The sequence below is a fragment of the Pararhizobium sp. LjRoot235 genome, from assembly GCF_964254145.1.
Lineage (GTDB): Bacteria > Pseudomonadota > Alphaproteobacteria > Rhizobiales > Rhizobiaceae > Pararhizobium.
The window spans coordinates 824,738-845,656 of sequence record NZ_CAXUSP020000001.1 but is presented as its reverse complement, the minus strand read 5'-3'; the positions used below and the strand labels follow the sequence as shown (position 1 = coordinate 845,656).

At 61.5% G+C, this 20,919-nt stretch carries 19 protein-coding genes; 7 read left to right on the top strand and 12 right to left on the bottom strand.

Going from position 1 to position 20,919, the window contains the following annotated elements:
- The first annotated feature begins 61 nt into the window (after nt 1-61).
- Complete coding sequence (trhO, locus tag ACSQ2Z_RS03960; protein ID WP_436080008.1) at nt 62-1,018, top strand: oxygen-dependent tRNA uridine(34) hydroxylase TrhO; 957 nt, start codon at nt 62-64, stop codon at nt 1,016-1,018.
- A gap of 91 nt (nt 1,019-1,109) precedes the next feature.
- Here the strand turns inward: trhO and ACSQ2Z_RS03955 are convergent, their stop codons facing one another.
- Together ACSQ2Z_RS03955 and ACSQ2Z_RS03950 are read right to left on the bottom strand one after the other, a co-directional pair.
- Nucleotides 1,110-1,715, bottom strand: a complete 606-nt coding sequence (locus tag ACSQ2Z_RS03955; protein ID WP_436080007.1) for an NADPH-dependent FMN reductase — start codon at nt 1,713-1,715, stop codon at nt 1,110-1,112.
- Nucleotides 1,716-1,770: 55 nt separating this feature from the next.
- A complete protein-coding gene (locus ACSQ2Z_RS03950) occupies nt 1,771-3,144 on the bottom strand; it encodes a GH1 family beta-glucosidase (RefSeq protein ID WP_436080006.1) in 1,374 nt (457 codons plus the stop codon).
- A gap of 235 nt (nt 3,145-3,379) precedes the next feature.
- Here ACSQ2Z_RS03950 and ACSQ2Z_RS03945 point away from each other — a divergent pair, with 235 nt between their 5' ends.
- The 3 genes from ACSQ2Z_RS03945 to ACSQ2Z_RS03935 are packed head-to-tail and all read left to right on the top strand — an operon-like array spanning nt 3,380 to nt 4,705.
- Nucleotides 3,380-3,967: a TetR/AcrR family transcriptional regulator gene (locus ACSQ2Z_RS03945; protein WP_436080005.1), complete on the top strand. Its 588-nt coding sequence runs from the start codon at nt 3,380-3,382 to the stop codon at nt 3,965-3,967.
- Complete coding sequence (locus ACSQ2Z_RS03940; RefSeq protein WP_436080004.1) at nt 3,957-4,322, top strand: nuclear transport factor 2 family protein; 366 nt, start codon at nt 3,957-3,959, stop codon at nt 4,320-4,322. Before ACSQ2Z_RS03945 ends, ACSQ2Z_RS03940 begins: the two co-directional genes overlap by 11 nt.
- Nucleotides 4,319-4,705 (top strand): TfoX/Sxy family protein, encoded by a 387-nt coding sequence (locus ACSQ2Z_RS03935; protein WP_436080003.1) that lies wholly within the window; start codon nt 4,319-4,321, stop codon nt 4,703-4,705. The genes ACSQ2Z_RS03940 and ACSQ2Z_RS03935 overlap by 4 nt, the downstream gene beginning before the upstream one ends.
- Nucleotides 4,706-4,714: 9 nt before the next feature.
- Here ACSQ2Z_RS03935 and ACSQ2Z_RS03930 read toward each other — a convergent pair whose 3' ends face one another.
- From ACSQ2Z_RS03930 to ACSQ2Z_RS03910, 5 genes are all read right to left on the bottom strand, one after another.
- Nucleotides 4,715-5,896: a Gfo/Idh/MocA family protein gene (locus ACSQ2Z_RS03930; protein ID WP_436080002.1), complete on the bottom strand. Its 1,182-nt coding sequence runs from the start codon at nt 5,894-5,896 to the stop codon at nt 4,715-4,717.
- A 190-nt stretch (nt 5,897-6,086) separates the two neighbouring features.
- Nucleotides 6,087-7,139 carry a sugar phosphate isomerase/epimerase family protein gene (locus ACSQ2Z_RS03925; RefSeq protein WP_436080001.1) on the bottom strand — a complete coding sequence of 351 codons (1,053 nt, stop codon included), beginning with the start codon at nt 7,137-7,139 and terminating at the stop codon, nt 6,087-6,089.
- Between the two features lie 246 nt (nt 7,140-7,385).
- On the bottom strand, nt 7,386-8,339 hold the full coding sequence (locus tag ACSQ2Z_RS03920; RefSeq protein ID WP_436080000.1) for a substrate-binding domain-containing protein: 954 nt from the start codon (nt 8,337-8,339) through the stop codon (nt 7,386-7,388).
- Between the two features lie 67 nt (nt 8,340-8,406).
- Nucleotides 8,407-9,411, bottom strand: a complete 1,005-nt coding sequence (locus ACSQ2Z_RS03915) for an ABC transporter permease (protein ID WP_436079999.1) — start codon at nt 9,409-9,411, stop codon at nt 8,407-8,409.
- Nucleotides 9,412-9,482: 71 nt separating this feature from the next.
- Nucleotides 9,483-11,009 carry a sugar ABC transporter ATP-binding protein gene (locus ACSQ2Z_RS03910; RefSeq protein ID WP_436079998.1) on the bottom strand — a complete coding sequence of 509 codons (1,527 nt, stop codon included), beginning with the start codon at nt 11,007-11,009 and terminating at the stop codon, nt 9,483-9,485.
- Nucleotides 11,010-11,175: 166 nt separating this feature from the next.
- Here ACSQ2Z_RS03910 and ACSQ2Z_RS03905 point away from each other — a divergent pair, with 166 nt between their 5' ends.
- The 3 genes from ACSQ2Z_RS03905 (at nt 11,176) to ACSQ2Z_RS03895 (ending at nt 13,333) form a co-directional block, all read left to right on the top strand.
- A complete protein-coding gene (locus ACSQ2Z_RS03905; protein WP_436079997.1) occupies nt 11,176-12,198 on the top strand; it encodes a LacI family DNA-binding transcriptional regulator in 1,023 nt (340 codons plus the stop codon).
- 14 nt (nt 12,199-12,212) lie between these two features.
- Nucleotides 12,213-12,584, top strand: a complete 372-nt coding sequence (locus ACSQ2Z_RS03900) for a VOC family protein (RefSeq protein WP_436079996.1) — start codon at nt 12,213-12,215, stop codon at nt 12,582-12,584.
- A 275-nt stretch (nt 12,585-12,859) separates the two neighbouring features.
- Nucleotides 12,860-13,333: a VOC family protein gene (locus ACSQ2Z_RS03895; RefSeq protein ID WP_436079995.1), complete on the top strand. Its 474-nt coding sequence runs from the start codon at nt 12,860-12,862 to the stop codon at nt 13,331-13,333.
- A gap of 159 nt (nt 13,334-13,492) precedes the next feature.
- On the opposite strand, the gene xylA is transcribed toward ACSQ2Z_RS03895, so the two are convergent.
- From xylA to ACSQ2Z_RS03870, 5 genes are all read right to left on the bottom strand, one after another.
- On the bottom strand, nt 13,493-14,803 hold the full coding sequence (gene xylA, locus ACSQ2Z_RS03890; protein WP_436079994.1) for a xylose isomerase: 1,311 nt from the start codon (nt 14,801-14,803) through the stop codon (nt 13,493-13,495).
- Complete coding sequence (gene xylB / locus ACSQ2Z_RS03885) at nt 14,800-16,284, bottom strand: xylulokinase (protein ID WP_436079993.1); 1,485 nt, start codon at nt 16,282-16,284, stop codon at nt 14,800-14,802. The genes xylA and xylB overlap by 4 nt, the downstream gene beginning before the upstream one ends.
- A gap of 10 nt (nt 16,285-16,294) precedes the next feature.
- The gene (locus tag ACSQ2Z_RS03880; RefSeq protein WP_436079992.1) at nt 16,295-17,368 is read right to left on the bottom strand and encodes a LacI family DNA-binding transcriptional regulator; all 1,074 of its coding nucleotides are present in this window, start codon (nt 17,366-17,368) and stop codon (nt 16,295-16,297) included.
- 371 nt (nt 17,369-17,739) lie between these two features.
- Nucleotides 17,740-19,332 (bottom strand): DHA2 family efflux MFS transporter permease subunit, encoded by a 1,593-nt coding sequence (locus ACSQ2Z_RS03875; protein WP_436082973.1) that lies wholly within the window; start codon nt 19,330-19,332, stop codon nt 17,740-17,742.
- Between the two features lie 265 nt (nt 19,333-19,597).
- Nucleotides 19,598-20,824: an HlyD family secretion protein gene (locus ACSQ2Z_RS03870; RefSeq protein WP_436079991.1), complete on the bottom strand. Its 1,227-nt coding sequence runs from the start codon at nt 20,822-20,824 to the stop codon at nt 19,598-19,600.
- Nucleotides 20,825-20,919: the final 95 nt, after the last annotated feature.

Sequence of the window (20,919 nt, the reverse complement as noted above, 5' to 3'; positions counted from 1 at the left end):
CTGAACCGCCGGGTCACGATGCAGATTGCGCGAAAGAGCCGAAAGCTGTATTTCACGCCGCATGACAGACATACAAACCCCTCGCCCGGAAACCCGCATCCCGGAGGCCAATGGTCCGTTTCTGGTGGCGGCGCTTTACCATTTCGTTTCCTTCGACCGGTTCGCCGGCTTCCGGCAACCGCTGCAGGCGGTGTGCGACGACAATCAGGTGAAGGGCACCCTGCTCATCGCTCATGAAGGCATCAACGGCACGATCGCCGGACCGGAGGACGGCATAAAAGCCGTTCTCGTCTTTCTTCGCAGCCAGCCGGAATTCAAAGATCTCGAGCACAAGGAAAGCTGGGCATCCTCCATGCCCTTCCTGCGCATGAAGGTGCGGCTGAAGAAGGAGATCGTCACCATGGGCGTCGAGGATATCGACCCGAACAAGGTGGTCGGCGCCTATGTCGCGCCGAAGGACTGGAATGCGCTGATTTCCGATCCGGACACCCTGGTGATCGACACCCGCAATGACTACGAGACGGCGATCGGCATCTTCCGCGGTGCCGTCGATCCGAAAACCAAGAGTTTTCGCGATTTTCCCGAGTGGGTGAAGAACAATACCGGCCTGCACAACAAGCCGAAGATCGCCATGTACTGCACCGGCGGCATCCGCTGCGAGAAGGCGACCGCCTTCATGAAGGAGCAGGGCTTCGAGGAGGTCTACCACCTCAAGGGCGGCATCCTGAAATATCTGGAAGAGATGCCGCAGGAGGAGAGCCTATGGGACGGCGCCTGCTTCGTCTTCGACGACCGGGTCTCGGTGACGCATGGTTTGAAAGAGGGCGAGCACACCCTCTGCCACGCCTGCCGCCAGCCGTTGACGCCAGAAGAGCTGTCGTCGCCGCGCCACGAAGAGGGCGTTTCCTGCGTGCACTGCTACGACACGCGCACTGAGGAAGACCGCATGCGCTACCGCCAGCGCCAGCAGCAGATCGAGCTCGCCAAGAAGCGCGGCGAGCGGCACCTGGGAAGTTAGAGCAAATCCAGGGCGAAGCGTTTTTCCGTCCGCAATCGGTTTAAGCAGTCCTCATCTGGCTTTTCAGGGTGGCCAATGCACCGGACACCGCCTAGCGCGAGCGGCTCTCGTCAAGTGCGGCGGTCACCGACGCGACAGAGTGCACCTGCCCAACCTCCGCGTGAACGATCTCCCGCACGAACCGTTGCAGATGTTCGCCAAGGATAGCTTGAGTTCCGGAATCCGCCAAAATCTCCTCACGCTGTTCCGGCGTTTTGCCAAGAAGATTGATCCGGAAGAAAGCCGCGTCGACAAGCCGAACGGAAAGGGTTTTCAGCACCTCAGCCAAAGCTTTGAGCGCATCATCGCCCCGATGGGAGGCGTGCACCAGCATGACCGGCTTGTGCGGAATTTCATCGCGGGAGACCAGCCAGTCGAGAGCATTCTTCAACCCGCCGGGAATGCCATGAGCATATTCCGGCGAGGCGATGATCAGCCCATCGGCGGCGCGGATTTTGGCAGCCAGCGCCAGCACCGAGGCCGGCATGTCATCGGCCTCACGGTCCGGATTGAAGATCGGTAGATCGCCGATCAGGTCGCAGATTTCGATGCTGATGTCCGGCGGAGCAATATCGCGCAGCGCTTCCAGCAGGGCACGATTCGTCGAAACCTTCCGCAGGCTTCCGCAGAGCGCGTATAGGACCAATGGGCCGGGCATCCTGTTCTCCGCTATAGAATCAAGCCCGGCCATGATGCAGTTTGGCCCGGCGCTGTCACCCGGCCTTGTGATTGCCCTTCGGAAACTGCCCGGCCAGTTCCTTGTACCAGTGACCACTCTTCTTGATGGTGCGGACCTGCGTTTCGTAGTCGACATGGACGATGCCGAAACGCATCCTGTAGCCTTCCGCCCATTCGAAATTGTCCATCAGGCTCCAGGCGAAATAGCCCTTCATCGGATAGCCTTCGGCGATCAGGTCGGCCGTGACCGAGAGGTGAACGGCGATATAGTCGAGGCGCGGCTGGTCGTCGACCGCGCCGTTTTCGACGCCCATATTGTAGCAGGCACCGTTCTCGGTGATGTAGCAATCCGGCAGCGCGTAGCGTGCATTCACCGTGCGGATCAGATCACCGAGCGCCTGCGGGAAAACCTCCCAGCCGATATCGGTCTTGACGTCGCTGACCGGCTTGGCGCTGACCGTTGCCGGGAATTCGGCGCCTTTCGCCGGATCGTGGCTGACGCGCATCGGCGTGTAGTAGTTGACGCCCCACCAGTCGGTCTTCTGGCTGATCGTCGCCATGTCGCCATCCTCGATCGCCGGCATGCGGCTGCCGAGCGCAGAAAGGAAGCGTTCCGGATACTCGCCCTTGAAGATGGGGCCGAAAAAGACACCGTTGTGGAAATCGAAGGCGCGTTCGGCCGCAGCCTTGTCTTCGGCGCTGTCGCTGCCGGCATAGACATGCATGGGATTGATGACGATGCCGACCGGCAGTTTCGGCTGCGCCTCGCGCACAGCGGCAACGCCGAGGCCATGGGCGAGATTGGTGAAATGCAGCGCGCGAAGTGCTGCATCCATGTTGCGCTCGCCCGGCGCGTGGATGCCCCAGAGATGGCTGAGCCAGACCGAGCACCAGGGTTCGTTGAAGGTCGCGACGGCATCCAGCCGGTCGCCGAGGCGGGAGATCACCGTCTTGGCATAGCGCTGGTAGGCATAGGCCGTCGAACGCGCCGTCCAGCCGCCGTCGCCCATCAGCGCCAGCGGCAGGTCCCAGTGATAGAGCGTCGCGAAGGCCTTGATGTTGCGAGCCTTCAGACCATCGACGAGGCGATCGTAGAAATCGAGGCCCTTTTCGTTGACCGGGCCGGTGCCCTCCGGAATGATGCGCGGCCAGGCGATGGAGAAGCGGTAGGCTTCGACGCCGAGGCTTTTGATCAGGTCGAGGTCTTCATCGAGCCGGTTATAGTGATCGCAGGCGATATCGCCGTTGTGACCCTGATAGACCCGGCCCGGCATGTTGGAGAAGGCATCCCATATGGACGGCTTGCGGCCGTCGGCCTTGGTCGCACCCTCGATCTGGAAGGAGGCAGTTGCAACGCCGAAGATGAAATCGCCGGGGAAACGCGCGGCAAGGATTTTTGGATCGATCATGAAAATCTCCGATCTACATTCGTCAGGGCTGCGGCCTGCATTCGATAGCGGGTTTAGCCAAGTGAAATGGCCTTGTACAGAGCGTATATTGCAAGTCTGTAACGTTACAGATTTATGTCAGACACGTCCATTTTTGTCTCGGGAGCCGTCTTGCCGGCGCTCCGGACAAATAATGGATTGACAGATTATTTTTGAATTTCTATTCTAGAATAGTCATTCAAAAAAGAGGTCCTTCGTGTCTCGTCCCCGCTCCTATGACGAATCGTCCGTGCTGAAGGGCGCCATGCATGCTTTCCGTCGCGATGGATATCGGGGGGTCTCGATCCTGGATCTCGAGGAGGCGACCGGTCTCAAGGCTGGCAGCATCTACAACAGCTTCGGCGACAAGGCAGGATTGTTCGATGCCGCTTTCGAGCACTACAACAAGACCGTCCTTGGAGGCCGGATCGACCGGTTTGCCCCGGCTGCCGCCGGCATTGCTGGTCTGCGTAACCTTTTCACATCGCTCATGCATGAGCCGAACGGCGAAAGCTACGGCTGCCTGATCACCAATTCCGCGGTGGAACTTGGCCGCGACGAGCACGCCTACCGTCACGTGCGCTCAGGCATGGAGATGCTTTTCAAGGTTTTCGCCGAACGGCTGCTCGCAGCGCAACAGGACGGCGCCCTGCGCGCCGGCACTGATCCCGTTCTGGCAGCCACGAAGTTGCTCGCCCTTTATCAGGGCCTGCTGGTCCTCGTCCGCGCGGGTCAGGACAAACAGACGCTTGAGCGGCTCGTGGCCGCGGAATTTCACCAATTGGAGGCTCACCATGACATCTGAAGCACTGTGGAAACGATATGCGGCGGTTTGGTCGATGGAGGGCGACGGGCGCGAAACGGAGCTTGGCACCTGCCTTGCCGGCGACGCGACCTATTGCGATCCGAATGGCCTCATCCACGGACCGGCAGAACTTTCAACATATATGGGCCAGTTCCAACGGAACGCGCCGGGTGGACACTTCCAGATTCGATCGGTCCACCACCATCACGGCCGGTCACTCGCCAATTGGGCGTTGCACGGACCCGATGGTGGCATACTGCAGACAGGCACGAGCTTTGCAACGCTGACAGACGATGGCCGCCTGCATCATATCAGCGGCTTCTTCGATCCTGCGGAGCAAGGCGTCGAAGCGTGAGCATCGCCTCCGCGTTTGATTTGGCCCGCGACTTTGCAGATCGCATCCACGGCGTCGGGCCGGTTTCGACATCGCGGTTTTTCGGCGGGGTTGCGCTGAAGGCGGACGGTGTTCAATTCGGTTTCGTCATGAAGGGCTCTCTCTACCTGAGAGTGGACAGCGAAGGTCGTGCCGCCTTCGAAGCAATGGGCACATTGCCGTTTCAATATTCGAGCCGTGCGGAAAAGGTGACGGTCACAAGCTACTACGAAGTGCCGGCCGAGGTCATGGATGATCCCGATACGCTCTCGCTTTGGGCAGTTCGCGCCCACGCGGCGGCGCCCAAGCCAAAAAGAGGTGCTGCCAAACAGGCGCTACCGCGAAACGTCCGCGACAGCGCCTGACACGATTGATCAGACCTTGATCCAGGCCCCATTGCGCGTGGACGACTGCACGCAAGCATCGACGAACACCATGCCCTTCATGCCATCATCGATTGTCGGATAGATGACAGCCGGATCGGCCGCGTCGCCCTTGCGCCGGGCATATATGGCGCGGGCGGCCTCGGTATAGATATTGGCGAAGCCTTCGAGATAGCCTTCCGGATGGCCGGAGGGGATGCGCGAGACGCGGGCGGCGGACGGGCCGGCACCCGCCCCGGCACGGGTGATCAGCCGCTTCGGCTCGCCGAATGGCGTATACCAGAGATAGTTCGGGTCCTTCTGCGTCCATTCCAGCCCGCCCTTGGTGCCGTAGACGCGGACCATCAGGCCGTTCTCGTGGCCCGGCGCAACCTGGCTGCACCAGAGCATGCCTTTGGCGCGCTGCCCGTTCTTCTCCTTGAAGCGCATCATCACATGGGCGTTGTCGTCCAGCGCCCGGCCTTCGACGAAACTGTCAAGATCGGCGGCAAGCTCTTCCAGTTCGAGGCCCGAGACGAAGGCGCCGAGATTATAGGCATGGGTGCCGATATCGCCGGTCGAGCCGCCGGCGCCGGACTTGGATGGATCTGTGCGCCAGGCGGCCTGCTTCTGGCCGGATTGTTCAATGTTTTCCGTCAACCAGTCCTGCGGATATTCCATCTGCACCAGCCGGACCGCGCCAATATCGCTGTTCGCGACCATTTCCCGCGCCTGCCGCACCATCGGATAGCCGGTATAATTGTGCGTCAGCACGAAGAGGGCATCGCTGTCGTCGGCCAGCTTCTTCAGTTTCCTCGCGTCCGATAGCGTTGAAGTCAGCGGCTTGTCGCAGATCACGTGGATGCCGCGCTTCAGGAATTCCTTGGCAGCCTCGTAATGCACATGGTTCGGCGTGACGATGGCGACCGCCTCTATGCCGTTTTTCAGCTTGGCCTCGCGGATGGCCATTTCCTTGAAATCGGAATAGCTGCGCGTGGGATCAAGGCCGAGTTCGGCGCCGGAGATCTTGGCCTTTTCCGGCGTCGACGACAGCGCGCCGGCGACCAACTCGAAATGATCGTCAAGACGGGCCGCCATGCGGTGGACCGCGCCGATGAACGCACCGGAACCGCCGCCGACCATGCCGAGCCGAATACGCTTTTCGCGAACCTCTGTGGTTCCTTCAATTGCCATGTTTTGCTCCTTGAATTGAAATTGTGTTTGTGGAGAGCTCCTAGGTCAGCGGTCAGCTACCTCTTCTCCCCAGCGGGGAGAAGAGCCGAGCGCATGCGAGGCGATGAGGGGGTCTCTCGGCGAATTCGGAGTTAGTCGCCCCCTCATCCGGCCCTTCGGGCCACCTTCTCCCCGCTGGGGAGAAGGGGTCTCAAAGCCCGAGCATGCGCCGGTTGGCCGCCTCGTCGGTGCCGCTGTCGGCGAAGTCGTCAAAGGCCTTTTCGGTGACGCGGATGATGTGGTGCTTGACGAATTCAGCGCCTTCCCGCGCGCCGTCCTCCGGATGCTTCAGGGCGCATTCCCATTCGACCACGGCCCAGCCGGCAAAATCGTTGGCTGCCATTTTCGAGAAGATCGCGCCGAAATCGACGTGGCCATCGCCGAGCGAGCGGAAACGGCCGGCCCGGTTGACCCAGCCCTGATAGCCGCCATAGACGCCCTGACGGCCGGTCGGGTTGAACTCCGCGTCCTTGACGTGGAACATCCGGATGCGATCCTTGTAGATGTCGATGTTTTCCAGATAGTCGAGGCACTGCAGCACGTAGTGCGAGGGGTCGTAGAGCATGTTGGCGCGCGCGTGGTTGCCGGTGCGCTCCAGGAACATCTCGTAGGTGATGCCGTCATGCAGGTCTTCGCCGGGGTGGATCTCGTAGCAGACATCGACACCGCAATCTTCGGCGTGGTCGAGGATCGGCCTCCAGCGCCGGGCAAGTTCATCGAAGGCGGTCTCGACGAGACCGGCCGGGCGCTGTGGCCAGGGATAGACGAAGGGCCAGGCAAGCGCGCCGGAAAAGCTCGCCATCGCGGCGAGGCCGAGATTTTTCGACGCCGTCAGCGCCAGCTTGACCTGATCGACCGCCCATTGCTGGCGTGCCTTCGGATTGCCGCGCACTTCGGGCGCAGCAAAACCGTCGAAGGCTTCATCATAGGCTGGATGCACGGCAACGAGCTGGCCTTGGAGATGGGTCGAAAGCTCGGTGACCTCGATGCCGTTGTCGCGCGCCTTGCCTGCGAACTCGTCGCAGTAGGCCTTGGATTCAGCGGCTTGTCTCAGGTCGATCAGGCGTCCGTCCCAGCTCGGCACCTGCACGCCCTTGTAACCGCAATCGGCGGCCCATTTGGTGATCTCTCCCCAGGAATTGAACGGGGCAGTGTCACCGGCGAATTGTGCAAGAAAGAGCGCGGGGCCCTTGATGGTCTTCATCTGTCGTCTCCTCCGTCGAAAGAAGTGCCGCTCACCCCGGCCACATCGATCAAATCCTGAAAAACCGCGCCGTCGCCGACCGATATAGTAGCAACGGCTTAACCTGAAACGTTGCAGGGCGCCCGGAAGCTACCATGTTTGCGCTATCGGGCAATCAGCTTCGGCTCAAATTTTCGGGAAATCATGGTGAAAATGAAAAGCTGCCCGCCGCATCGCGCGACAGGCAGCCCAAGTGTCAGATCCGGATCAGAACGGCGAATCCGGGAAGTAGAAATCCTTCGCATTATCCTTGGTGATCAGCGTCGCGTCGATCGTGTAGGTGCCGCGAACGGGAACCTGACCGTAGAAGTTGGCGACCGTCATCTCGAGAGCCGTACCAACCATTGCCGGCGGATAGAGCACATCGACCGGGATCATCTTGTCGCCATCCATGACCTTCTTGACCATGTCCTTCGAGCCGGCGCCGGCGACCACATATTGGATGTCCGTGCGCTTGGCCTGATCGATTGCCTGCAACACGCCGACGGCCATGTCGTCGTCCTGACACCAGACCACGTCGATCTTCGGGTACTTGGTCAGATAGTCCTGCATGACCTTGAACGCGTCGTCGCGGTTCCAGTTACCGAACTGGCGGTCGAGAACCTTGACGCTGGAGCCTTCGATGCCTTTGTCGAAACCATCCTGGCGCTGCTGGTCGATCGGGATCGGCAGACCACGGATGACGACGACTTCGGCGTCCGGCGTCGTTGCCTTGATATATTCGCCGGCTGTCTGGCCGAGTGCCGGGTTGTTGCCGGCGACGTAGAGATCGCGGACCGTGTTGTCATTGACGCTCGGCGCGCGGTCGACGAGCGCGACGAACGTGCCCTTGCCCTTGACTTCCTTGATGGCATTGACCAGCGGATCCGGATCGGACGGCAGGATGACGAGGGCGTCGATGCCCTGGGTCTCAAGATCCTGCACGGCATTCGCCTGGCTTGCCGGATCCGGCGACGTCTTGACGATGACGTTGAGGCCCGGATGCTGCTCCATCAGAAGCTTGGCGACGCGCTCGGCGTGAAAGACGACACCTGCCGTCCAGCCATGGTCGGCGGCCGGGATCGAAACGCCGATCGTGACCTTCTTCTCCTCCTGCGCGTGGGCCACGCCGGTCAGCGCCATCATGGCGACGGCTGCAACGCCCATTAGTCCTTTACGCATGTTTCTCTCTCCCTGGTAAATGCGGGTCCTTTAGTCTTCCGACCGGGCGACCCATGAACCCGGTTATTCACGATTTCCGCACAAGCGAGCGCTGCACGAGCATCGCGATAATGATGATCGCGCCCTGGATGGCGCCGATCAGATATTCACTGATGAAATTGGAAAGCAGCATGATGTTACCGACAAGCTCGAGGATGAAGGCGCCGCAGATCGTGCCCCACACACGTCCCGCCCCGCCTTTGAGCGCCGTGCCGCCGACCACGACGGCGGTGATGGCCTGGAGCTCCCAGAGAATGCCCGTCGTTGCCGAGGTCGAGCCGAGGCGCGGTACGTAGAGAAGAACCGCGATCGCCACGCACAGCCCCTGGATGACGAAGGCGATGGTGCGCACACGATTGACCGGAATGCCGGAATAGCGGGCGACGTCGCTGCTGGAACCGACGGCGACCACATGCCGGCCATAACGGGTGCGATACAGCACGAAGGCCGCAACGCAGGTGACGGCGAGGATCACCGCGATCGGAACCGGCATGCCGAGGATCGAGCCGAAATAGGCCGGCCGATACATTTCCTGGAGTTCCGGTTCACGCAGCGTGATCGCCCCGCCCTGCGACAGCCAGGTGGTCAGGCCGCGATAGATGCCCATCGTACCCAGCGTCGCAATAAATGGCTCGATCCGGCCGACTGTGGTGATCAGACCGTTCGCAAGACCGCAGAGGGCACCCGCAATGACCGTGAAGAGAACGGCTGCGGTCAGCATCAGGGCGGGATCGGCGATGACGCCCGAATTCATGAACAGGATCATCAGGCTTGCGACGAAGGCAACCATCGAACCGACGGATAGATCAAGATCGCCCGAGGAGATCACGAAGGTCGCGCCAACGGCGATGATGGCGATGAAGGCGCTGCGGGTCGCGACGTTGGCGAGGTTGGTGATGCCGATGAAATTCGGGTTGACGATCGCCCCGAGGATCAGGAGCACCACCAATGCCGCAAAGGGCGCGATAGCCCGAAGATCGATATCCCGCCAGGTCCGGCGCCGGATTTCCCCGGTTTCCTCATTCACGCTCATAACCAAATCAACCTCCCGTCCCATGATCCATGGGAATTCGCTTCAAGGGCCTCGTGCGTCTTTTCGCGCAGTCAGGCGACCGCCTTCTTCTTCAGTCCCGCTGCGTAACGCACGATCTCCTGTTCGGAAATTTCCTCCCCCTCCAGCATGCCGACGATCCGCCCTTCGCGCATGACCGCGACGCGCGTGCAAAGCCCGATGACCTCCGGCATTTCCGACGAGACGACGATGATCGAGCGGCCGTCGCGGGCGAGCGCCGCGATGAAGTGATAGATCTGTTGCTTGGTGCCGACATCGATGCCACGGGTCGGCTCGTCGATGATGATGATATCGGGCTCGATCTCCATAACCTTGGCGAGAAGCAGCTTCTGCTGGTTACCGCCCGACATGCGGCCGGCGACCACATTGCCGTCGCGCACGCGGATGTCGAAGCGCCGGCGCGCCCGCTCCAGCGCAGATGCCTCGCTGGCGGGGCTGAGATAACCGAGCTTGCCGTGCCTCTCTAGCGACTGCAGTGTCAGATTGGCGGTCATGCGCGAATTGAGGAGCAGTCCCTTGGACTTGCGGTCCTTGGTCATGTAGGCGAGGCCGCAACGGTTTGCCGCGTGAACATCGCCTGACGGCACCGCTTCCCCCTTGATGACCACCTCACCGGAAGCGCGAGACCTGAGCCCGGCAACCGCCTCCATCAACTCCGTGCGGCCCGAGCCGATCATGCCGGAGAAGCCGAGGATCTCGCCCTTGCGCACGTCGAAGCTCGCATCGCGGACATAGCCGGTCGAAAGCGCGTTGACGCTGAGCATGACCTCTTCATCGACATCCGGCTCGCGCTTGGCCGGATAGAGCTTGGACAGCTCGCGGCCGACCATCAGCTGGGCGATCGATTCTCCGTCGAGCATCGCCGTCGGCGACGTCTTGATCCACTGGCCGTCGCGCAGGACCGTCACCCGGTCAGTCAATTCCATGACCTCGTCGAGCTTGTGGGACACGAAAACGAAGCTCGTGCCTTGATCGCGCAGCTTGCGCACCTGCCTGAACAAGAAATTGGTCTCGGCGCGCGACAGGACGGCGGTTGGCTCGTCCATGATCACCACCCGCGCATCACGGCTGATGGCCTTGGCAATCTCGACCATCTGCTTGTCGGCGATCGAAAGCGTGCTGATCAGCGCGTTTTCATCGACATGCGAGCCGAGAAGATCAAGGACGCGGCGCGCCTCAGAGCGCATGTACTTGCGATCGAGCACGCCGAAACGGGTGACTTCGCGGCCGAGGAACAGGCTCTCGGTGACGGTCAGGTGTTCGGCGAGGTTGAGTTCCTGGTGAATGATGACGATGCCGAGCGCTTCGGCCGCGCCATTAGGCGGCAACTTGACCGGATTGCCATCGAGAATGATTTCGCCGGAGGTGGGCTGTTCGAAACCGGACAGGATCTTGACGAGGGTCGATTTGCCGGCACCGTTCTCGCCCATCAGTGCGTGAATTTCGCCCGCACGCAGGTCGAAATTGACGCTGAAGAGCACCTGCACGCCGCTGAACGACTTGCTTATTCGCCTCGCGGACAGCACCACCGTGCCGGCGTCGACGGTCTCCGAACCCATCACGTCCCTCCCTGCGGTTCCCATCCGCTTGGATGTTGTGTAAACCTTTACATAGATCATGTAAAGGTTTACATCAGGACATAACAGGGAATTTCTCCAGGCGGGCTTTGACCACCGGACAAGTCTGTGTAGTGTCCCGCCGAGACCGAACCCAGGGCAGAACGCAGTGTCGAATTCCACGCCGGCAACAATCGAGGACGTCGCCCGCATCGCCGAGGTTTCGATCGCGACGGTCTCGCGGGCAATCCACATGCCGGAGAAGGTGGCGAACTCGACGCGGCTCAAGGTGAACCAGGCAATTGCCGTTACCGGCTACACGACCAATGCCATGGCGCGCAGTCTGAGGCTTGGCCGGTCGAATATGATTCTTGTCGTGGCGCCCGACATCGGTGACCCGAACTTCTCCAACATTCTGGTCGGGCTCGAGAACGAGGCGCGATCGCATGGCTACGGCGTGCTGATCGGCCACACTCAGAACGACGCCCAGCGCGGGCTGGAATATCTGAAGTTTCTCAATTCCAACCAGGCGGCCGGGCTCATCCTGTTCACCGGCATTCTGCCCTTCGGCCACCAGGCCATGACCGCGCGCCTGCCGCCCAGCGTCGGCGTCTTCGAACCGGTGTTCAACGGCGGCATACCTTATGTCGGCGTCGACGATATCGAAGGTGCCCGCAAGGCCGTCGACCTCCTGCTTGCCGAGGGTCATCGCAAGATCGCCTTCATCGGCGATTCCCGTACCCGCCTTGCCTACAGCCGGCGGCGCATGGGCTATGAGGCAGGGCTGGACGCAGCCGGTGTCGGTGCCGATCTGCGCATCGTGCTCGAAGGCGACGGCACGATCGAAAGCGGAAGGCTGGCGGTCGAGCAGCTTTTCATGCGCGACACGCTGCCGACCGCCTTCATGTGCGTCAACGACCAGACTGCCATCGGCGTGATGATCGGCCTCAAGGCGCGCGGCTACAATATCCCGCGGGACTTTTCAGTGACGGGCTTCGACGATGTGCCGCAGGCGGTCTTCATGAGCCCGGCCCTCACGACCATCCGCCAGCCGCGCACGTTGATCGGCAAGCACGCAATGGCGCTTTTGTTGGAACTGCTGTCCGACGGGCGCCCAGCCGAAACGGAAATCCTGCTGCGTCCCGATCTCGTCGTGCGCAATTCGGTTTCGGCACCGTCGCGCATATGGTGATAGGGAGCGCGGCTTTGCGACTCGGCCGACTTGTTCTTTATGCGCGGAACGTGGAGGCCATGGTCGGCTTCTATGAAAAGCATTTCGCTTTCAAGCCACTCCGGCAGGCAAACGACCGGATCATCGAGCTCGTTGCATCCGATGACGGCGTCAATCTGATGATTCACCCGGCGGGCAAGGCCCAGAAGATGGGCCAATCGTTGGTGAAACTGGTCTTCGACGTCGAGGATGTCGAAGCTTTCTGTACCAAATGCGCCGGCGAGGGACTTGAATTCGGATCGCTGCACCGAGCAGACGGCTATGTGTTCGCCAACGCCAAGGATCCGTGCGGAAATTCCATTTCGGTTTCCAGCCGGTCATTCAGACAGTCGCCCGGGAGACGGTGAGCCGCCTTCGCCGGACTTCGGTCGCGATTGATCCGCTCCAGCGAATACTCGCCGGCGCAGCATCTTCAAACGACTTCGCTCGCTAAAGCGCACCGTCGCCCGATTGCATCACCGCTTGCATTCGGTCGCGAAGCGGCACAACCTTTCATGCGCTGCCGCAGGAACGTTAGGCGCACGCGCGCATTCAATCTCCGAATGCGGTCGGTGACGACCGAACGCACCGCGCGCATAAATGGCAAGGCGAAATTGGGCTTTTAAATACGGAGGACCGCGCAATGACGAAGAACACCATCTGCCTATGGTACGACAAAGACGCAGAGGCCGCCGCCCGCTTCTACGCCGAGACATTTCCCGACAGTGCAGTGGGGGCTATCATTCGTGCACCTGGAAATTATCCCGACGGTAAAGAGGGAGACGTATTGGTCGTAGAATTCACTGTCGCGGGTATTCCTTGTATCGGATTGAACGGCGGTTCCGCGTTCAAACACAACGAAGCCTTCTCCTTTCAGATCGCAACTGACGATCAGGTGGAAACCGACCGCTACTGGAATGCGATCGTCGGCAATGGCGGCCAGGAAAGTGATTGCGGCTGGTGCAAAGACAAGTGGGGTGTGTCCTGGCAGATCACGCCGCGCGTACTGACCGAAGCGCTCGCGGCAGGCGGTGATCAAGCAAAGCGCGCCTTTGATGCGATGATGACAATGAGGAAGATCGACGTGGGGGTAATCGAAGCGGCTCGGCGCGGTTAAGGCATCATCGCGTCGTGCGGCAATTTTTTCCAGAGCGTCCGCATCCGGCACACAGCTGCTGCAGCCTCTCGCAACCCCTGGCTCGCAGCATGCCACATCAGGTCGTAAAACGAGCCGGGAAGCTCTCGCTCCCGGCTCTCTCCCTGAAATCAAGCTGCATTAGACGTAGCGGTTGACGACGTTTTCCAAGAGTTCCTGCTTGCCGGATTTCGGCTGCGGGTTGATGTCCTTGCTTTCGACCCACTCGGCGATCTCTTCCAGCGAATATTCGCCGCGCAGCATTTTCTGGCTTTCGGCCGAATCCCAGCCGGCATAACGATCGGCGAGCGGCTGCGACAGCGCCTTGTCGTCGATCATCTTCGCTGCCGCCCTCAGGCCGCGGGCGCAGCAATCCATGCCGCCGATATGGCCGATCAAAAGATCCGCCGGATCGATCGACTGGCGGCGCAGCTTGGCGTCGAAGTTAGTGCCGCCGGTCTTGAAACCGCCGCCTGCCAGCACCTGGTAGTAGGCGAGCGCCATTTCCGGAACGTTGTTCGGGAACTGGTCGGTATCCCAGCCGGACTGGTAGTCGTTGCGATTCATGTCGATCGAGCCGAAGATGCCGAGCGCGTTGGCGAGCGCCAGCTCATGCTCGAAGGAATGGCCGGCCAGGATCGCGTGGCCCTGCTCGATGTTGACCTTCACTTCGTTTTCGAGACCGTTCTTCTTGAGGAAGCCGTAAACCGTCGCGACGTCGTAGTCATACTGATGCTTGGTCGGCTCCTGCGGCTTCGGCTCGATCAGGATCGTGCCCTTGAAGCCGATCTTGTGCTTGTACTCGACGACGAGATTGAGGAAGCGGCCGAGCTGATCCAGCTCGCGCTTCAGGTCGGTGTTGAGCAGGGTTTCATAGCCTTCGCGGCCGCCCCAGAGAACGTAGTTCTCGCCGCCGAGTTTTTGCGTCGCATCCATGCAGGTCTTCACCGTCGCCGCCGAAAACGCGAAGACGTCCGGATCCGGATTGGTCGCGGCACCCGACATGAAGCGGCGGTTGGAGAACAGGTTTGCCGTGCCCCAGAGCAGCTTGACGCCGGTCGCGGCCTGCTTTTCGGCGAAATAGTCGACGATCTCGTTGAGGTTCTTGGTGTTCTCGGCAAAGGTCTTGCCTTCCGGACGCACGTCGGCGTCGTGGAAACAGTAGTAGGGCGCGCCGAGCAGCGAGAAGAATTCGAAGGCGACGTCAGCCTTCAGCTTGGCGGCCTGCATCGTGTCTTCGAACCACGGACGCAGGAAGGTCTGGCCGCCGAAGGGATCGCCACCCGGCCAGGTGAAGGTGTGCCAGTAGGCGACGGCAAAGCGCAGATGATCTTCCATGCGTTTGCCGAGGACGATCTCGTCCGGCTGGTAGTGGCGGAAGGCCAGCGGATTGGTGCTGTCGGGGCCTTCATATTTGATCTTGGCAATATCGCCGAAGAAACCGGTGCTCATGGATATTTCCTCTCTTGGTCTTGGGATAGTCGGTAGGCGTCGCGGATCGCCGGATAGAGCCGGCGATAGCGCTGATAGGTATCTTCATACGCCCCGCGAAGCGAGCCGTTGGGCTGCACGGTTTCGGCGGTCACGGGCGCGGTGAAAACCGACAACGGATCAGCTTTGGTGGCGGCAACGAGGCCGAGGCGGGCAGCGCCGAAGGCCGCGCCGAAATCGCCATCCGCGGGAATATCGACGGGAATGCCGAGCGCGGTCGCGATCGACTTCAGCCAGTAGCGCGAACGCGAACCGCCGCCGATGGCGGTGACGCGGGACAGATCGGTGCCGGCGGCCTTGAGGGCCTCCAGGCTGTCGCGGAGCGCAAAGGACACACCTTCGAGCACCGCCTGGGTCAGGACGGCGCGGCTGCTTTCATGGCCGAGCCCGGCAAAGACGCCGCGGATGGCGGCATCGTTGTGCGGCGTGCGTTCACCGGAAAGATACGGCAGGAAGGTCACGCCGGAGGGCGCCTTGAGCGTTTCGCCGAGTTCCCCCGTTAGCTCGCTGGCACTTTTGCCGGTGACGCCGGAATGCCAGTTGAGCGCATCGGTCGCCGACAGGATGACGCCCATCTGGTGCCAGGTGCTGGGCAGCGCATGGCAGAAGGCATGCACGGCGCTTTCCGGATTGGGCAGGTAGCTGGAATTGGCGGCGAACAGGACGCCCGACGTGCCGAGCGAAACGAAGGCATTGCCCTCGCCGACCGTGCCCATGCCGCAGGCGGACGCCGCATTGTCGCCGGCACCGCCGGCAACGACGACACCCGAGCCCATACCCCACCTGGCGGCGAGATCGCTTTTCAGCGTGCCGCCCGCCTCGGTGCCCTCGATGAGGCTCGGCATCTGCCGCTCCTTGAGGCCGGTAGCGGAAAGCAGGCTTTCCGACCAGGCGCGCTTGCCGGTATCCAGCCACGAGGTCCCGGCGGAATCGGACATTTCCGAGATATGCTCGCCTGTCAGCCACAGACGAAGGTAATCCTTGGGCAGGAGTACCCAACGGACCTTGGCAAAGATGTCCGGTTCGTTTTCAGCGACCCAGACGAGCTTCGGCGCGGTGAACCCGGGAAAGACGATATTGCCGGTCAGGGCGCGGAACTGGGGATCGGCATCCAGGGCCGCCGCTTGGCTGAAGCTGCGCGTATCGTTCCAGAGGATGCAAGGGCGCAGCACCTTGTCCTCGGCATCGAGCAGTGTCGCGCCATGCATGTGGCCGGAAAGGCCGATACCCTTGACGGCGGCAAGTTCCGCCGGATGCGACGCCCTCAGCCCGGCGATCGCCTCCTCCGTCGCCCGGATCCAGTCCGCCGGATTCTGCTCCGACCAGCCGGGAAGCGGACGCAAGACGTCGATAGCGCCCGACGCCGAACCGACAACCCGCTGGCCCTCGTCGATCAATAGCGCCTTTACCCCGGACGTGCCGAGGTCAATCCCCAGATACATGAAGGTCTCCCTAAAGTTCTTCGCCCTGTTCGGGCCGTTGGTTTTCGTCACCTTCATCGAAGGGCAAATTGTCCTTCAGGAAAATGTCGATATAGATGCGCTCCTGCGCACCGATCACCGCGGCGCCATCGGCCTTGGCCTTCAGCACCCGCACGGCGCTGCGCACTTCGTGGCCAGCATCCTGATTGAGAACTGCGTCGATCAGCCCTTCATTCAGCGCCGCGCGCGTATGCCGCGTCAACTCATGGGCGACGACGCAGACCGGCGGGGCGTTTTTTCGCTGTTTCAAGGCGGCGATCAGGCCGCGATTGCCGGCACCGAGACTGTAAATGCCCACGGTTCCCGGCGATGCGGCGAGCGCCTCGCCGACAAGCTTTTCCGCCAGAACAGGATCATCCTGTCCCTCGATAACCGGCAGCAGCGTGCGGCCGGGAAAATCCTCGTTCAGCACCGCGCGAAACCCGTCGAGGCGTTCTCGATGGTCGCGCACCAGCATCGAACCGGCAAGCACTGCGATTGGCCCCGGTCGGCCACCGAGAAAGCGGCCGAGCAGGCTTGCCGCCGTTCGCCCTGCCGCAACGTTGTCCACGCCGGCGAAATGATCGCGTGCCGAGCCGGCCAGATCGGAAACCAGCGTCACCACCGGAATGCGGTCGGCTCGCAGGCGGTTTACGGCCGCAATCACATCCGGGGATTCAACGGCCACCACCGCCACGCCGGCCGGAGCAGTTGCGCGGACCTCGTCCAACGCCGTAACCAGAGCTTCGGCGTTGAAGGCCGGCACCTTGACGATGGAAATCACCATCCGCTCCAACGGCGCGCGGGCCATCGCCGCATGCACCTGCACTTCAAGGCCGCGCATGAAGGAATTGTCGCCCGAAGGCAGGATGAAGACGAAGGAATAGACACGGCTTTTGGCGAGGTTCGCGGCCGCCATGTCCCGGACATAGCCGATGCGCTCGATGACCTGCTCGACCCTCTCGCGCGTCACCTTGCGGACGCCTGCGCGCTGGTTCAAGACGCGGTCGACGGTCGCAAGGCTGACTCCCGCCGCAGCGGCAATATCGTGAACTGTCGGGCGCATGTTTCCTCCGCGAGAACCCTTAACGGAAAATTTGAGGTACGTAAATCAGAAAATTATTCCGCCATTTTGAAGGCGGTTTGGCACGCGGCGTGACACCAGGCAAGACGTTTGCTGAAGGCGCTCGTGAGGCAACACCGCCATCGCTTCTCCCGGCTCGAACAGATCGCGCCCGCCCGGCTGTAGATCATCGGCTGCTCGTGCCCCTGAAACAGGCCAAACGATAATTAGCCCTCCAGTGCGGAGCGCAAGGCTGCCCCTTGGAAAGCCGGAGAAAGGTTTCGCCATTCATGCAGAATGCCCCGAAGTATTACCTCAGGGCATTCTGGTTGATCAAACCGGGGGCGTATAGAGATTTTCGCGACAGGGGCAGGTCAGTGGCCGCCGCCGCCACCGCTTGGGGCTGACTGCGGTTTCTTGATCAGGAAGGCGCCGACGACCAAGGCTGCGAACAGGAAGGTGAGAATCAGGAAGACATCGATAAAGGACAGGATCGTCGCCTGCTGCTGCACCATGCCGGAGAGCTTCTGGATGGCGATCGTCGCACCATCGAGACCGTGCGTATTGTATTTCGCGATCATATTGTTGAGTTGGTCAATGGCTTCCGGGTTGCCCCACTGAACATGTTCCTGCAGCCGCGCATAGTGCTCTTCCTGGCGCTGGGTCAGGATGGTGTTGATTGCGGCAAGGCCGACAGCGCCGCCGAGGTTGCGGGTCAGGTTGAACAGGCCCGAGGCGCCGCGAACCCTTTCCGGAGACAGCGTCCCGAGGGCGACGTTGTTGATCGGCACCATGCAGAGCATCAGACCAAAGCCGCGCAGGATCTGTGGGACGAGAAGCTCGTAGAAATCCCAGTCGGCCGTCATGTGACTCATGAGCCAGGTGCCGGTCGCAAAGCTGGCAAAGCCGATCGCCATCATCACGCGCGGATCGAGCTTGGTCGAGAGCTTGCCGGCCACCGGCGCCGTGCAGAACATCGCAAGGCCGGAAACGAACATCGTCTCGCCGATCATCAGCGAATCATAGCCGCGGATCCGGCCGAGATAGAGCGGATAAAGGTAGGTGAGCCCATAAAGCCCGATGCCCATGACAAAGGAGAACAGCGAACCGAAGGCGAAATTGCGGTTGGCGAACGCTCTCAGATCGACGATCGGGAACTCGACCTTGAAGGCGCGGTAGAAGAATACCAGGGCGCCGATCGCGGAGGCGACGGCCCCCATCAGGATAAATTCGTCGCTGAACCAATCATTCGCGTTGCCTTCCTCGAGCACATATTCGAGCGTGCCGAGGAACACGGCCATGGAGAATAGGCCCCACCAGTCGAACTTCTTCATCAGGCCATGTTCCGGCTTGTCGAAGTCGATGAAGTTCCAGGTGATGATCGTCACCAGAATGCCGGGAATGATATTGACCAAAAACAGCCAGTGCCAGGAGAAGGCATGGCTGAGATAACCGCCAACCGTCGGGCCGATGGTCGGGGCGAGCGTCGCGACAAGGCCGATGATCGGCGAGACGATGCTGCGCTTGGAGGGCGGAAAGATCGTGAACGCGGCCGCGAACACCGACGGGATCATGCCTCCGCCGATAAAACCCTGCAGCGCGCGGTAGACGATCATCTGGTCGATATTGGTGGCGGTTGCCGCAAGCGCGCTCGCAATGGTGAAGCCGGCGGCCGAAACCGAAAACAGGACGCGGGTGGAGACGATGCGCGCCAGCGTGCCCGAGAGCGGGATCATGATCACTTCGGCGATCAGGTAGGCCGTCTGCACCCAGGCGACCTCATCGGAGCCGGCGCTGAGGCCCGCCTGGATTTCCGCAAGCGAGGCCGAGACGATCTGGATGTCGAGGATCGACATGAACATGCCGAAGACCATCGCGAAGAAGGCGATCAAGCGCTTCGGATCCATCCGCTCTTCAGCACCGGCGGCAGGAAGCGGGATCGTGCCCGCGGTGGCAGTAGCAGCCATCGGCTCTTGCTCCCGGCCGGCTCCCGTTCCGACGAACGGTGCGGCCATCTTGGTCATGAACGTAAAATGCGTAGCTTTCATCCGGCTTCCGGACGATGGTTCATCGCGAGACGCCCCTCATCCGCCCTTCGGGCACCTTCTCCCCGTTTTTACGGGGAGAAGGACCAAGCCGCGAATTCCGAGCTAGTCCCCTCTCCCTGCTTGCGGGAGAGGGCTAGGGGTGAGGGGCTTGGTCGAACGAATAAGGCTATCAGCGGGCACCCCATCACTTGACCGCGGCGACATCCTGCTTGCGCGGCGCCGTGCGGGTATCGACATCGACGACGACGCTGAGGCCCGCGCGCAACCGGCCGCTGTCCAGCACGTCCCTCGGGAAGACGATGCGAACCGGCACCCGCTGGATCACCTTGGTGAAGTTACCCGTGGCGTTTTCAGCCGGCAGCAGCGAGAAGACCGAGCCGGAGGCCGGCGAGATCGACTGCACGGTGCCGACGATCGGCTCCTCGTCGAACGCGTCCACGTGGATATTGACCTTCGAGCCCGGAACCATATGGGCGATCTGGGTTTCCTTGAAATTGGCGTCGATATAGAGCTGATCGACCGGAACGAGGGCAGCCAGCCGCTGGCCGGCGGAGACCAGGTCCCCGTCCTGAACGGCCAGATTGCCGACGATGCCGTCATACGGCGCTTTCAGGACCGTGAAGCCCAGGTCCCGTTCGGCCTTGTCGCGGGCCAGTTCGAGCGAGCGGATGGTGCTTTCGGCTTCGGCGCGCTGCGCGGTCAGGACCGCAATGTTGGCGGTCGCGGCGACGATATTGGCATCGGCACCGGCGAGGTTGGCCCTGACCTGATCGAGCGCGACCTGCGCGCTGTCGAGGTCGGCGACCGTACCGACTGCCTTTGACTGGAGGTCGCTGGCACGCTTGAGCGTGATTTCGGCACCCCGCACGGTCGCCTCAAGAGCGGTTTTCTGGGCTTGCGTCTGCTGCAGGCTGGCCTTGGCGCCGGCGATCTGTGCATCGAAGCGCTGCAGCGACAGCTTTTCTGTATCGATCTGCGCCTCAGCCTGGTCGGCAGCGATCCGGTAATCTTCCTTGTCGAGCGTGATCAGCGGATCGCCGGCCTTCACATGCTGGTTGGCAACGACATTGACCTTCTCGACATAGCCGGAAACCTTCGGCGAGATCGACGCGATATCGCCCTCGATATAGGCATCGTCGGTCGAGATCATGAAGCGACCGTTGGTCCACCAGTCGTAGCCGTACCAGCTGCCTGCAGCGAGCGCAGCGAGGCCGATCATGGGCATCAGAAGCTTGCGGCGCTTCGGCGCCGGCTTTTCCTCAGCGGCGGCGACCTGTGGCACCGCTTGCGCTTCGGTGGCGGGCTCGGTTACGCTCTTGGCCTCCGGTGCCACGATCTGTTCGTTCGGAGCTTCGAAATCGTCGCCTACGGGGCGAACATGCGCAGCACCGGTCTTGCTTGAAACTGACATATTGCGTCACCAACCCTTTATGGGAGAATTCGAACCGAACCGTTCAGTTCGATTGACATAACGCCAATTCGATCGCATATCAAGGGGAAATCGAA